11 protein-coding genes are annotated in these 12881 nt (G+C 66.2%); 4 read left to right on the plus strand and 7 right to left on the minus strand.

The window, feature by feature from the left end; translation table 11 throughout:
* The first annotated feature begins 111 nt into the window (after nucleotides 1-111).
* The gene (gene map / locus N0D28_RS07525; protein WP_260561746.1) at nucleotides 112-873 is read left to right on the plus strand and encodes a type I methionyl aminopeptidase; all 762 of its coding nucleotides are present in this window, start codon (nucleotides 112-114) and stop codon (nucleotides 871-873) included.
* A gap of 149 nt (nucleotides 874-1022) precedes the next feature.
* Here the strand turns inward: map and N0D28_RS07530 are convergent, their stop codons facing one another.
* From N0D28_RS07530 to N0D28_RS07540, 3 genes are all read right to left on the minus strand, one after another.
* The gene (locus N0D28_RS07530; RefSeq protein ID WP_260561747.1) at nucleotides 1023-1628 is read right to left on the minus strand and encodes a hypothetical protein; all 606 of its coding nucleotides are present in this window, start codon (nucleotides 1626-1628) and stop codon (nucleotides 1023-1025) included.
* Nucleotides 1625-4807, minus strand: a complete 3183-nt coding sequence (gene uvrA / locus N0D28_RS07535) for an excinuclease ABC subunit UvrA (protein WP_260561748.1) — start codon at nucleotides 4805-4807, stop codon at nucleotides 1625-1627. Before uvrA ends, N0D28_RS07530 begins: the two co-directional genes overlap by 4 nt.
* A 258-nt stretch (nucleotides 4808-5065) precedes the next feature.
* The gene (locus tag N0D28_RS07540; protein ID WP_260561749.1) at nucleotides 5066-6385 is read right to left on the minus strand and encodes a cytochrome P450; all 1320 of its coding nucleotides are present in this window, start codon (nucleotides 6383-6385) and stop codon (nucleotides 5066-5068) included.
* Between the two features lie 242 nt (nucleotides 6386-6627).
* Here N0D28_RS07540 and N0D28_RS07545 point away from each other — a divergent pair, with 242 nt between their 5' ends.
* Nucleotides 6628-7428: a TrmH family RNA methyltransferase gene (locus N0D28_RS07545; RefSeq protein ID WP_260561750.1), complete on the plus strand. Its 801-nt coding sequence runs from the start codon at nucleotides 6628-6630 to the stop codon at nucleotides 7426-7428.
* Nucleotides 7429-7562: 134 nt separating this feature from the next.
* A complete protein-coding gene (locus tag N0D28_RS07550) occupies nucleotides 7563-8702 on the plus strand; it encodes a hypothetical protein (protein WP_260561751.1) in 1140 nt (379 codons plus the stop codon).
* A gap of 20 nt (nucleotides 8703-8722) precedes the next feature.
* Here the strand turns inward: N0D28_RS07550 and N0D28_RS07555 are convergent, their stop codons facing one another.
* The 3 genes from N0D28_RS07555 to rapZ all read right to left on the minus strand — a co-directional run bounded on the left by N0D28_RS07555 (nucleotide 8723) and on the right by rapZ (nucleotide 11329).
* The gene (locus N0D28_RS07555) at nucleotides 8723-8962 is read right to left on the minus strand and encodes a hypothetical protein (protein ID WP_260561752.1); all 240 of its coding nucleotides are present in this window, start codon (nucleotides 8960-8962) and stop codon (nucleotides 8723-8725) included.
* A gap of 79 nt (nucleotides 8963-9041) precedes the next feature.
* The gene (locus N0D28_RS07560; RefSeq protein WP_312846439.1) at nucleotides 9042-10481 is read right to left on the minus strand and encodes a gluconeogenesis factor YvcK family protein; all 1440 of its coding nucleotides are present in this window, start codon (nucleotides 10479-10481) and stop codon (nucleotides 9042-9044) included.
* 2 nt (nucleotides 10482-10483) lie between these two features.
* Complete coding sequence (rapZ, locus tag N0D28_RS07565) at nucleotides 10484-11329, minus strand: RNase adapter RapZ (RefSeq protein ID WP_260561753.1); 846 nt, start codon at nucleotides 11327-11329, stop codon at nucleotides 10484-10486.
* Nucleotides 11330-11407: 78 nt separating this feature from the next.
* Between rapZ and N0D28_RS07570 the strand changes: the two genes are divergently transcribed.
* Nucleotides 11408-12301 carry an SIS domain-containing protein gene (locus N0D28_RS07570; RefSeq protein WP_260561754.1) on the plus strand — a complete coding sequence of 298 codons (894 nt, stop codon included), beginning with the start codon at nucleotides 11408-11410 and terminating at the stop codon, nucleotides 12299-12301.
* Nucleotides 12302-12315: 14 nt separating this feature from the next.
* On the opposite strand, the gene N0D28_RS07575 is transcribed toward N0D28_RS07570, so the two are convergent.
* Nucleotides 12316-12807 (minus strand): hypothetical protein, encoded by a 492-nt coding sequence (locus tag N0D28_RS07575; RefSeq protein WP_260561755.1) that lies wholly within the window; start codon nucleotides 12805-12807, stop codon nucleotides 12316-12318.
* Nucleotides 12808-12881: the final 74 nt, after the last annotated feature.

Consider the following 12881-nt stretch of genomic DNA (forward strand, 5'->3'; position numbering starts at 1 on the left):
GCCATGACAGCGAACTTCGCGGAGTCTTACGGTTGGCACAAGGCAGATGCCCGCCAGGAAGGTGAAACGGCTCCGGCCCCGCGCGCAGCCGCGTGCTAGCCTGACGCCGAGATGAGCAAAGTAGCCCTGAAAACCGCCCGCGAAATCGAACTCATGCGCCGTGCGGGGGCGCTGGTGGCCGAGACCTTCCGGCTGCTCGATCCTTACGTCGTGCCGGGTGCCAGCATTCAGGAACTCGATAAGATTGCCGAGGACTTCATCCGCTCGTGCGGCGCGGTGCCTGCCTACGTCGGCTACGGCCCGCGCAACAATCCCTTTCCGGCGACCATCTGTGCCTCGGTCAACGAGGTCATCTGTCACGGCATTCCCACTCCCCGCAAGCTGCGGGAGGGCGACATCATCGGCGTGGATATCGGCGTCAAGCTCGGCGGGGTCTACGGCGACGCCTGTCACACCTACACGGTGGGCGCGGTGGCCCCGCCGGTCCAGAAGCTGGTGGACGCCACCCGCGCCAGCCTGGACGCGGCGCTGGAAACCGTCCGGCCCGGCTCGTACCTGGGCGATATTGGCGCGGCAATTCAGGCCACCGCCCAGCCACGCGGCTTCTCGGTGGTGCGCGAGTACACCGGCCACGGCATCGGCTACCGCCTTCACGAGGAACCCACTGTCTCGCACGTGGGCCGCGCCGGAACCGGCATGAAGCTCTCGCCGGGTATGGTCTTCACCATCGAGCCGATGATTAACCTGGGCCGTGCCGAAACCAAATTGCTGGCCGATGGCTGGACAGTGGTGACGGCGGACGGCCAGCCCAGCGCCCAGTTCGAACATACCTTGGTGGTGACTGACAAGGGGTACGATTTGTTGACGCTCTGAGGTATTGCCTTCAGGCTCAAGTGCTCTGCATGTCGGGCGGGCGGTGCAAGACGGGCTGAGCGGCTTCATTCTGGTCACCTCAAGACCACTGAGCTGTTATGAGAACGGCCCCAACCTCAAAGAAGTGGGGCCGTCCTCGACATTGAATTTCAGTTTTTTTTGTTCAGTGAAACGGTTCCTGCGGTCGCCACCGGCTCCAGCCTCGGCACACGGGCTGGCCGCTCCATCCGTGCCCGCACCATCGCCGCTGCGACCTGCCGGATCAGGCTCAGTAGTAAGCCGATACCCGCCGCGATGAAAGCCAGTTTCTGAAACTGGGCATTGGCCGGAAACTTGATGGTGGGATCGAGCAGCGGCGCGAGCCGGGCCGCCGCCAGAATCGGCAGGGCAAATAGCGCGGCGGCGAACGGCAGCACCAATGGGCCGCCCGCGTGCTTCACGACCAGGGCGGCCAGCAGCGCTCCGGTGATCAGTGGAAAGATCACCCACCACTGCTCCGGCACCGTTGCAATGGGCAAAAACGGCAGTGCCCCCAGCGGAATGATGCCCAGCGGCACGGCGCTGTAGCCGAACCAGTTGCCTGCCTCGTCGGCGATAAAGGTCAGCACGATCCACACGACCAGCTTCTGCTGCCAGTCGAGTGGCAAGGTCATGGCGTAGGCCAGCACGCCCAGCGAGGCCAGCCCCAGCACCCACATGGACGCCACGAAGGTGGCGTGCCTGGCCTGCCCACTCATCCCGCGCGCTGCACTCACGCGGTCTTCTTGTGCGGCGCGTCTACGGCCATCAGCTCGGCGTCCTCATCGTCGAGGAGATCATCCAGCGCCTCGATCTGCTTCTTGCCGCGTTTGGACGGTACTTTCTTGGATGCGGCCTTGGGTTTGGCTTTCTTCACGGCTCCGGTGGCCTCCAGTTCGCCCGCGTCGGTCAGGCCGTCTGGGTCCACCCCAGGGCGCTCGGCTTCGGTCAGCGGGTCAGGCTTGACGCTGACCAGCGGCTTGCTGCTCGGCACGATGCCCGGTACCCGTTTGAGGAACTCGCCAGTGTAGCTCGTCGGGTGGGCGGCCAGTTGCTCGGGCGTGCCGGTGGCGACGATGGTGCCGCCTCGCACGCCGCCCTCCGGGCCGAGGTCCACGATCCAGTCGGCGCACTTCATCACGTCCAGATTATGCTCGATGATGATGAGGGTGTTGCCGCCCTCGACCAGCCGTTCCAGCACTTCCATCAGCTTGCGGACGTCCTCGAAGTGCAGGCCGGTCGTCGGCTCGTCGAGAATGTAGATGGTCTTGCCGGTGGCGCGCTTGCTGAGTTCGGACGCCAGCTTGATGCGCTGCGCCTCGCCGCCCGATAAGGTGGTGGAGGGCTGACCGATCTTCATGTAGCCCAGTCCGACGTCGCACAGCAGCTGCATCTTGCGCTCGATGGTCGGAATCGGCTCAAAGAAGGCGTGGGCGTCCTCTACCGTCATGTCCAGCACGTCCGCAATGGTCTTGCCGTTGTACTTGACTTCCAGCGTTTCGCGGTTGTAGCGCGCGCCTTTGCAGACCTCGCAGGGCACGTAGATGTCCGGCAGGAAGTTCATCTCGATCTTCATCACGCCGTCGCCCTTGCAGTGCTCGCAGCGTCCGCCCTTGACGTTAAAGGAAAAGCGTCCGGCCAGATAGCCGCGCCGCCGCGCTTCCGGGGTGCGGGTAAACAGATCGCGCACCTCGGTAAACACGCCAGTGTAGGTGGCCGGGTTGCTGCGCGGCGTGCGGCCAATCGGCGACTGGTCGATCTCGATGACCTTGTCCAGATATTCGATGCCGGTGATGGCGTCGGCCTTGCCGGGTGTGGTCTTGGCTCCGTTGAGGTCGCGGGCCAGGGTGGCATGCAGGATGTCGTGAATCAGGGTGCTTTTGCCTGATCCGCTCGGCCCCGTCACCACCGTCATGGTGCCGAGCGGCACCTCCAGGGTGACGTTCTGGAGGTTGTGCTCGCGCGCGCCAATGACTTTGAGGCGCTTGCCGTTGCCGCGCCGCCGCTTGGTGGGCACCTCGATCCTGAGTTCGCCGCGCAGGTACTTGCCGGTCAGGCTGTCGGGGTTGGCCTTGATCTCGGCGGGGGTGCCGACGGCCACCACCTCGCCGCCGTGGACGCCCGCGCCTGGCCCCATATCCACCACGTAGTCCGAAGACATCATGGTGTCCTCGTCGTGTTCGACGACCAGCAGGGTATTGCCGAGGTCGCGCAATCGCTTGAGGGTTTCGATCAGCCGCCCGTTGTCCTTGGGGTGCAGCCCGATGCTGGGTTCGTCGAGCACGTACAGCACGCCGGTCAGGCCCGAACCCACCTGGGTCGCCAGCCGGATGCGCTGCGCCTCGCCGCCCGATAAGGTGTTGGCGGTTCTATCCAAGCTCAGGTAATCGAGACCCACGTCCACCAGAAAGGTCAGCCGGGTGCGGACGGCCCGCAGAATCGGGGCCGCCACCGCCGCGCCGAACTCGCTCAGGCCGTACTCGTAGTGCCGGGGCCGGGCGATTCTGGCTTCTCCGCCGTCGTGCTGGCCGAGGTAGGACTTGATGACCTCATGGTTGACCTCGCCGTCCTGGAGTTCCCTGAAGAACTGATCGGCGTCGAGCACGCTCATGCCGCTGGCCTGGGCGATGTTGAGGCCGCCGACCCGCACTGCTAGAATCTCGGGCTTGTAGCGGGTGCCGCCGCAGGTCGGGCAGGGCCGCAGCTCCATCATCTCTTCGAGTTTCTCGCGCATAAATTCCGATTCGGTCTCGGCGTAGCGGCGCTCCAAGTTGACCAGCACGCCCTCGAATTCGGTCATGAAGCGCATGGTTTCCTTGCCGCCGCGCCGGTAGACCACCTCGAAGGCTTCGCCGGGGCCTTGCAGGATGGACTTCTGCGCCGCCTTGCTCAAATCACGCCAGGGTGTCTTGAGGTCGAAACTCAAGTGCTCGGACAGGGCCTTGAGCTTGTCCCAGTAGTAGACGCCGCCGCCAGTACCTTTCTTACTCCAGGGCAAAATCGCGCCCTCAGCGATGCTCAGCGCGTCGTCGATAATCAGGTCCGGCGAGAACTCGCGCTTGCTGCCCAGGCCCGCACAGTCGGGGCACGCGCCGTAGGGGTTATTGAAGCTGAACGACCTGGGTTCCAGTTCCTCCAGCACGCTGCCGTGTTCGGGGCAGGCGAATTTCTCGGAGTAGAGTTCTTCGGCACCGGAATCAGGAAACAGGACGCGCAGCAGGCCTTCACCGCGCCGCAGTCCCAGTTCCACGCTCTCGGCCAGGCGGGAGCGGTCCGACTCGCGCACTGTCAGGCGGTCGATGACCACGTCCACATCATGCTTCTCGAACTTCTCCAGCTTCAGTTTCTCGGCCTCGTCGAGTTCGTACAGCACGCCGTCCACCCGCACACGGGCATACCCTTCGCGGCGGATGTCGGCAAACAGCTTGCGGTACTCGCCCTTGCGCCCACGCACCAGCGGCGCGAGCAGAATGGCCCGCTGATCGGTGAAGCCCGCCAGCAACTTGTCGGTGATCTCGGTGGGGCTCTGGCGCTCGATCTTGCGCCCGCAGACGGGGCAGTAGGGCGTGCCGGTGCGGGCGTACAGCAGGCGCAGGTAATCGTGAATCTCGGTGACGGTGCCCACCGTGCTGCGCGGGTTGTGCGAGGTGGTCTTCTGGTCGATCGAGATGGCCGGTGACAGCCCCTCGATGCTCTCCACATCGGGCTTTTCCATCAGGCCCAGAAACTGCCGGGCGTAGGCCGAGAGCGACTCGACATATCTTCGCTGGCCCTCAGCGTAGATGGTGTCGAAGGCCAGCGTGCTCTTGCCGCTGCCCGACACCCCGGTGATGACGATGAACTTGTCACGGGGCAATTCCACCGTCACGTTCTTGAGGTTGTGTTCTCTGGCACCGCGCACAATCAGGTTTTGCAAACCGGGAACCTTCCTTTTGGGCTGGCGGTGGATGGGGTCTGGGGCCGCCGTGGATACGTTGAGGGCAGAAGCAGAGGGAGCGCTTCTGGGTAAACATCGTATTCTACACCGTCAGGGGAGATGGGTGTACGGGTGAAATGACAGACGACGGCAGCGTCGCTGCGGGGATGCGAGGCTGGGTTTCGCTGGCGACGAAGAAGTCGATTGACCGGCGACGCCTGGTTTGGCAGGCTCAGCCGGAACAGTGGGTCACGCCATTTACTGGAGCCGTCTGAGGGTCAGGCGGGCGTCGGGCGAGAGGTTGGCCGAGTGAAACGGTTTCATTTTAAAGTCTCTGGGAAACAGCTCAAAGCGGCCATGCGTGACGGTGGTCGCCAGCATGGTGGCCAGCAGCGCCTCGGCCATGCCCGCCCCCAGACAGGTGTGCGCTCCGGCACCGTAAGGCTGGAAGGCTCCTTTCTGCTTGTGCTCGTGGCGCGGTTCCAGAAAGCGGTCGATGTCGAAGCGGTCTGGGTCGGCAAAGAGTTCTGGGTTGCGCTGGGCGGCGAACAGGGCCATCAGCAGTTTCTCGCCTTTCTTGATGGGGAAGCCCTGAATCTCAAAATCCTGTTTGGCGGTGCGGGGCAGATTGTTGGCGATGGGATAGAGCCGCATGACTTCCAGCACCACCGCGTGCAGCACCTTCAGTTCGCGCAGTCGGGCGGCAGGGAGGCCAGCCTCAACGAGTGGACGCGCCTCAGCCTGTACCCGTGCCAAGATCTCGGGGCGGCGGTACAGCTCATACAGGCACAGCGAAAAAACGCTGACCACCGTATCCAGACCGGCCATGTAGGGGATGAGCATCATAAACAGCAACTCGTCGCGGTTGAGCAGATCGGGGCGCTCGTTCATCAGGGCACGCAGGTCGGCGACGTAGGTCGACGATAGGGCAGGCAGGCCCTCCGGCGTGTCAGCCTGATCGAGAATATCCTGGGCGATGGCGCGGGCACTGTGCTGGGCCTTCAGGTAAGCGGCGCGGCGCAGCGCCGAGGGCCGGGCCGAGCCGATGAGATGCACGGCCAGCTGGGTGTGCCAGTAGGTGATGAAGTCGCTCAGGTGGAGGCCGGGGCGGCGTCCCAGTGTCAGGGTGCCGATGCAGTCGGCCACCAGCCGCTGCGCGAACGCAACGACCTTGAGGTGGCCGCTGACGTGGGTCTGGTCAAGGGCTTGACGGGTCAGGCTCATGATCAGCGGCAGTTGCTCCAGCACCCGGCTCTTGGCAAAGCCGTTCCTTGCCGCCGCCCGGTACTTGAGGTGGTCGGCCCCCTCCAGCATGGTCAGCACCTGCCTGCCCCCAAACTCGCGGATCATGCCTTCCCAGGTGTCCCAGGCGTCAATCTCGCCCGCGTTGTTGGCCATCGTCTCGGCGGCGGTGGGGCCGCCCACGACGACCAGCGACTGACCCAGAATCCTGACCCGGTAACACGGTCCCAGACGGCGGTACTGGTGGGCCAGAAAGGTTTCGGTGTCGCGCACCATCGGGATGAGGCTGCCGAGAAGGGGAAGACCAGGAGCGACGGGCAGGGTTTTGATCGTCATGACATTCTCCAGAGGGGCAGTTTGGGGTTGGTCTTCAGCGTAAGGCAAGCAGGTGGGCAGATGGTGGAGACGCAGCGCTGCGGCGGAAAGCGGGTGCGAGGGAATAGAGTTGGCCGGGCCGGAGTTTAAGCTGCATCGTGGACCAGCCCCGCGAGTTCGTGCGTGAACTCAGCGGGCCTGCCTGAGCGCTCCAAGCCCCCGGTGGAGAGACCAATTTTCCCCCGACGCGGCATAATGCCCCGGTGACCGTTCCCATTCATTCTCTACACAATGCCCAGCTCAAGCGCCTGATCCGGCTGCGCGAGCGCCGGGAGCGGCTGCGGGAAGGTGTTTTTCTGATTGAGGGCGCGCGTGAACTCTCCCGCGCCCTGTCGGCGGGCGTGCCGATCGAGGCGGTCTACACCTGCCCCGACCTCCACAGCGAAGACGCCCGCGCCCTGCCCTGGGCCGGGCTGCTTGAGACTGGCCTGCCGATCACCGAACTGGGCCGCGCCGCCTTCGAGAAAATCAGCCTCCGCGAAGGCCCCGACGGGGTGCTGGCGTTGGCCCGCTCGGAAGCCCGCCCGCTGCCCGAACCGCCCGAACAGGCCAGCGTGCTGGTCCTCGACGGTCTGGAAAAGCCTGGCAATGTGGGCGCGCTGCTGCGGAGTGCCGACGGGGCGGGAGCGCACGCCACCCTGTTGGTCGGCGACGGCCTCGACCTGGGCAACCCCAACCTGATCCGCGCCTCGCAGGGCAGTGTGTTTACCCAACCGGTGGTTGTGCTGGAACCGCAGGCGGCGCTCACCTGGCTGCGCGCGAGGGGCTTTACCCTGCTGGCCTGCACACCGCAGGCGACCCAGACCTACTGGGACGCGCCGCTTTCAGGCCGCGCCGCGCTGCTATTGGGCACCGAACACGCGGGCCTGAGCGCGTTCTGGCAGGCTGCCGCCGATATTCACCTGACCATTCCCATGCTGGGCCGGGCCGACAGCCTCAACGTGGCGACGGCGGGCGCGCTGGTGCTTTATGAGGCGCTGCGCCAGCGCGCCAGTCAGCAGTAGTCCGTAGAATGCCGTCCGGCGTGAACGCTGCACTGCTCTCTGAGCTGAACCCTTACCGTCTGTCCTGCGCTGTTTGCCCCGCTCCCGCCGAGTCAATGCCCGCTGTGCCCGCTGCATTCCAGAAGGACCTCTAAATGAACGATTCCTACCGTGAATGGCTGAGAAGCCTATTGGCCGTCGAGATGGGCGTGCGTGAAGCCGAGCAGATCATCGAGAGCGCGGTGGTCCGCCGGGGCTGGCCAGCCATTCGCCCGCTGGGGTCACGCGACGTGGTGGCCGTCTTGCAAGATGTGTACACCATCTTCCGCAACAACATGGGCGACGCCCGCGCAGACCGCTGGCTGGAAGGCGCGACCACTGCGCTGGCCTCTTTTGCCGAATCGACCCCCAGCCCCGCGCTGCCCAGCACCGGCACCATCGCGCCTGCGCCGGGGCCAGTGCGCTGGGGTCGGCGTGCCCACGATCTGCCGCTGCTGCTGGCCCGTGCCCACGCCGAGATCGCCGCCCGCAGTCTGGAGGGCATCCGGGCCAATCCGGACCTCAAAAATCTGGAGCGCGCCGCCGAGTGGGACGTGCAGGCCACCCAGGCCGAGGTGCGGCGCTGGGAAACCGAGGAACTGCTCAGCAACCTGCGCGCCGAGCACGCCCGCATCGAGGTGGCCGATCAGGTCCGCAGCGCCCGTGCCCAGGGCGAGGTGCTGCGCCTCACTGTCGAGGAGGTCGGCAGCGAGGCGCGGGCCGGGCACAAGGTGGGGCCGCGCCTCGCCCACAACAAGCTGATGCTCTCGCAGACCGCCGCCTTTCTGGACGCTTTCTCGCCCCTGGTCGATGAGACGGTGGCCGAGGACGATCCGCAGAGTTCTATCGTCAGTCTGGAAGCTTCACGCTTCGCGCTGGCGGTGCCGATGCACCCCAACGTGCTGCGCGCCCGCCACCAGCTCAATTACGCCGAATGGCAGGCAGGCGACGCCAGCGATCCCAGGGTCCAGGGTGCCCGCGCCGCACTGGTTCAGGCCGAGGGCGAGGCCGCCGCCCAGATGGAACATACCCTGGGAGCTGCCCGCGTCCACCAGACCGCCTTTCAGCAGATGGCCCAGCGTTACCGCGACGCCAAGCTGGGTGAGGAGCAACTGCGCCGCTCGGGGGCCGACGCCCTGACCTTATCGCGCCACGCTTTCGACGCCGAGCAGGCCCGTCTGGCGGCCCGTGTGCAGGCCCACCGCCTCACCGAAGCGCTGCGGTTGCTGAGTGCCCTGACTGGCGACTCGGACTGACCCAGGAGGGCGCTCTCAGTTCACAGCTCGATATCGAAGACCGGCGGCGGCAGGGCTTCGCGGCGTACCCGGCTGGTATCGGACTTGGGCGGCGGCGAGGCGGGCGTGACGGCCAGCGGGCCGGGCGGCTTGGGCATGGCGGCGCGCAAAATGGCGTCCACCTCGGCAGAGCCGATCAGGCCCTTGTGCTGCAAGGTGCTGAGAATGCCCAGTGCCACCTTGCGGGTAAATTCGGCGTCCTGGGTTGGCGAGGAGGTCATGGCCTCACGTTAGAGCATTTGTCGGTGGCTTGGGTGTGCTGGAAGCTGGCGCGGCTCTCTGCCCGAACCCCCGTCTGGTTTAGGGTCGTTGTGGCGAGCTGGTCTGGGTGTGCCGGGGCCGGGCGTGACCGCGTCCGCCACTTAGCAGGCCAGTCAGGGCGCTGGCGAGCAGGTGCGGGTCGTGGTGGGCCTGCTCGCCGATCAGCATCGGCGTGTGGCGCAGCCTGAGCTTGAGGGCAGCATCGAAGCTGTGCGGCGCGATCAGGCTGGCCCCGGCGGCGCGGTAGCGCTCCTGCACGGCGCTGGGCACTGCTGCGTCGTTGACCAGCACCACGTCCGGCACCCGTCCCAGGTGACGGTCGATCATCCGCACGTGGTCGTCCAGGGTCAGATCGTCGGTCTCGCCAGGTTCAGTCATGATGCTGGCCACGTACACCAGCGGCGCACCGGACGCCCGGATGGCCGCCTGAATGTCAGGCACCAGCAGCGCCGGAATGATCGACGTGAACAAGCTGCCCGGTCCCAGCACGATCAGCTCGGCGGCGGCGATGGCCGCAATCACCGCTGGAAGGGTTGGCGGCTGCGGCGGGTCGAGCCGCACCTCCTGAATGCCGATGACCCCCGCGCCCACGCCGCCTGCGCCGGCCAGGTGGCTCTCGCCGCGCACCTCCTGGCCGTTTTTGAGCTGCGCGATCAGGGTCACCGGCTGGGTGGTGGACGGATACACTGCCCCGCAGACATTGAGCACCTCGTGAATCTCTTGCATCGCGCCGCCCAGTCCGCCCTGCTCTTCAGACAGGGTCGCCAGCAGCAGGTTGCCGAAGGTGTGGCCCTCGAGCCCCTCGCCCCTGGCAAAGCGGTGTAGCAGCAGCCGGGCCAGCACCGGGCTGTCAGACAGGGCCGCGTAGCAGTCAGTGAGGTCGCCGGGGGCGATCATCCCCAGCGCCTCGCGCAGCCGTCCGCTGCTGCCGCCGTCGTCGGCCACCGTCACGATGGCGGTGAGGTTCGACGAGTAGCGCTTGAGGCCCGAGAGCACGTTCGACAGTCCGGTGCCGCCGCCCAGTGCCACGATCCTGGGGCCGCGCGCCAGGGTGGTGCGCGAGTAGATCACGTTGACCGCCTCGCTGGGGTCGGTGCCAATTGATCTGAGCACCGAGCGGTTGAGCATGGTCATGGAGGTGAGCGCGCCGATCAAGGCCAGCGCCATCACGACCACGCCGACCACCCACAGCGGCAGCACCTCGGGTTTGGTGAAGTTGTTGAGCCACAAGATCCAGGCGGTGGCGGTGAAGTGCAGCGGCCCGGTCCAGGTGAAGTGCAAAAAACCCACCGCGCCGACGAAGGTGCACACGCCGAACAGCACGAACCAGCGCTTGATGCCCATGCCGGGCGTCAGCCAGCGCTTGGCCCGGCGGCCGTGGTTGGCCGACTTGAAATTGCTCAGCGTCCGCGACCAGCGCCCGGCCTGCTCGGCGGGGTTGGGAAAGGCGGGCGAGGCAGGCTTTTGGGTCTTTTGCACCGTCATATGCTCCCGGCATTGGGCAGATCGCGGTGGTCGATCACGCGGGCGCTGAGGTCCTGAAGATCGCGCTCCAGGCGCATGGCCACCGCCACGCTGCGGTGCTGCCCGCCGGTGCAGCCGATGGCCACGTTGTAGCTGTGGCGTCCGCTGTCGCGCGCGCGCTCGGCCACGTCGTGCAGAAAGCTGCGGGTGTGCTGATAAAACGCCTCGCTCTCGGGATTCTGGAAGACGTAGTCGGCCACCGCCTCGTCCAGCCCGGTGCGGGAGCGCAGGTCCAGGTCGTAGTAGGGATTGGGCAGGGTACGCATGTCCAGCACCAGGTCCACGTCGCGCGGCGGGGCATTCTTGAAGCCGAAGGTAAACAGCCGCAGATCGAAACTGCTCGACACCCCCAGCCAGTCGAGCAGCCGCTTGCTGAGGTCGGCGGCGCTGAGCTGGGTGGTGTCGATGACGGTGTCGGCCAGTGCCCGCAGTGAGGCCAGTAGCTCGCGCTCGCGCCGGAAGTCGAGCATCAGGCTCGGGTCGCCCAGCGGGTGCTCGCGGCGGGTCAGGTTGTAGCGCTTGAGCAGCACCTCGGCCTCGGCTTCCAGAAACAGCACCCGCACGTCGCTGCGCTGGGCCTTGAGACGGGTCAGGCTGCTGCCCGCCGCCGCCAGGAAGTCGCGGGTACGGGCATCGGTGGTCACAGCGATGCGGTCAATGCTGCGCGCCTGCGCCAGATCGCCCAGTGCGTTCCAGAGTTCCGGCGGCAGGTTGTCGGTGGTGAAGTAATCGGTGTCTTCCAGCGTTCTGAGGGCAGTACTCTTGCCGCTGCCCGACAAACCGGAGATCACGATGAACGTCATAGCGTCAGTCTAAGGGCTGGAGTGTGCCCGCGTGCTTTGCCTCCGGGCGGCGCGGCGTGGCACGCTAGAGGGATGCTGATGACTGAACTGCTGAACCTGCCCGCCTCCTACCAGGGGCCGACCCGCCCGCTGGCCGCGCCCTACGGTGTGCTGGGCGTCGGGGCCGGGGTACTGGCCGCCGCTTTGCTCGATACCCTCGTGGACCGCCGCCTGACCCGTGAGGGCACCCAACTTATTCTGGAAAGTGCCGACGCTGGCCCTGCCGCGCGCGACTACGCCGGACTGGCCGAGGTTAGCGGCGCGGCGGTGGTGCGGGCGGGCGTGCAGGCCGAGGGAATGTCCACCCGCGATCTCAATTTTCTGGCTCCGGCAGGCGTGGGGGCGACCTATCACCTGGCCCAGTTTGCCGCCTATGCCAGCAGCCACGCCGAGGAAGCCCAGCGGGCCGAGACGCTGCTGAGCGACCTCGCCGCCAAATGTGCCCCCGACATTGCTGACGGCAACCCCGCCCGCGACCTGGCCTGGACCCTCTGGCAGCGCACGCCGCTGCTGCTGGCCGCCCCCGAGGACACCGCCCTGGTCCACATCTGGCAGCATCTGCTGGCCCGCGTGGGCAAGGTGTTGAGCATCGCCTTCGAACTGGAGCCGCTGTATCTGTTGACCGGAGCCTTCGAGGCCCAGCACGAGAAGGGCGACAGCAAGGTGGCGCTGATTTTGGGTGACGAGACGCCCGAACTGACCCTGGCCCGCGAGGTGCTCGAAACCCGCATCGACGAGGTGATACAGGTGCCGTTTCCGGACGGCGCGGACGGCTACCCCGGCGCACTGGCACTGTGGTACTTCGGCGCGTGGGTGGCCGCTTACCTGGCCGAGCGGCAGGGCGTGAGCGCCGAGGACAGCCCGGCCCTGCGGGAAGTGCTGAAGGTGCTCAGCGGGGGAGAGGCGGCCCAGGAAAGCGGACTGGACGCCTGAGTCTGCCCGCTTTTCTACTGCCCAGTCGCCTGCTGCTCGCCCGGAAAGATCGCCACCCGCCCGATCATGTAGGCGCAGCCCCACAAGAAGAGCGTCACCACCGGCAGAAAGTACAGCCCCTTGCGGCGGTCGATCAGCTTTCCGGCGATCAGCACCTCGATGAAGTACAGGCTGGCCAGCGCGAAGATGGTGTACATCCAGTGCTCCAGGTTGCGCTTGGGATCGGGCAGAAAGCCGTAGCGGGTGACGGTCTTGCCCGCCTCGGCAACGGCGCTGGCGACCTTCAGGCCTGAAACGGCCAGCAGCACGCCGCTGAGGCCGTAGAGAAAGAAGATGGCCCAGCTCAGTCGGGTGAGCAGCACGAAGCCCCGGTCCACCACGCCGCGCAGGGCCGGAACAACGCTCCAGACGAGCAGAATGAGGCAGGCCAGCGTGAACAGATTGGGAAAGAGCTTGGCCAGCGAGGTGTTGAACGAAAAATCGTGCAGGGCGCGCAACAGGTCCATGTCCACAGCCTAGAGCGAAATCGGCAGGGCAGATGCCGGATGCCACCCGAAAAGCCGCGCCCAGACGACAAAAA

The sequence above is a fragment of the Deinococcus rubellus genome, from assembly GCF_025244745.1.
Classification (GTDB): Bacteria; Deinococcota; Deinococci; order Deinococcales; family Deinococcaceae; genus Deinococcus; species Deinococcus rubellus.

What these genes read in the sequence shown, in the direction of transcription:
- map (WP_260561746.1), top strand. Translation starts at nt 112, where the DNA reads ATGAGCAAAGTAGCCCTGAAAACCGCCCGCGAAATCGAACTCATGCGC.
- N0D28_RS07540 (WP_260561749.1), bottom strand. Translation starts at nt 6,385, where the DNA reads ATGACGATCAAAACCCTGCCCGTCGCTCCTGGTCTTCCCCTTCTCGGC.
- N0D28_RS07550 (WP_260561751.1), top strand. Translation starts at nt 7,563, where the DNA reads ATGAACGATTCCTACCGTGAATGGCTGAGAAGCCTATTGGCCGTCGAG.
- N0D28_RS07555 (WP_260561752.1), bottom strand. Translation starts at nt 8,962, where the DNA reads ATGACCTCCTCGCCAACCCAGGACGCCGAATTTACCCGCAAGGTGGCA.
- rapZ (WP_260561753.1), bottom strand. Translation starts at nt 11,329, where the DNA reads ATGACGTTCATCGTGATCTCCGGTTTGTCGGGCAGCGGCAAGAGTACT.
- N0D28_RS07570 (WP_260561754.1), top strand. Translation starts at nt 11,408, where the DNA reads ATGACTGAACTGCTGAACCTGCCCGCCTCCTACCAGGGGCCGACCCGC.
- N0D28_RS07575 (WP_260561755.1), bottom strand. Translation starts at nt 12,807, where the DNA reads ATGGACCTGTTGCGCGCCCTGCACGATTTTTCGTTCAACACCTCGCTG.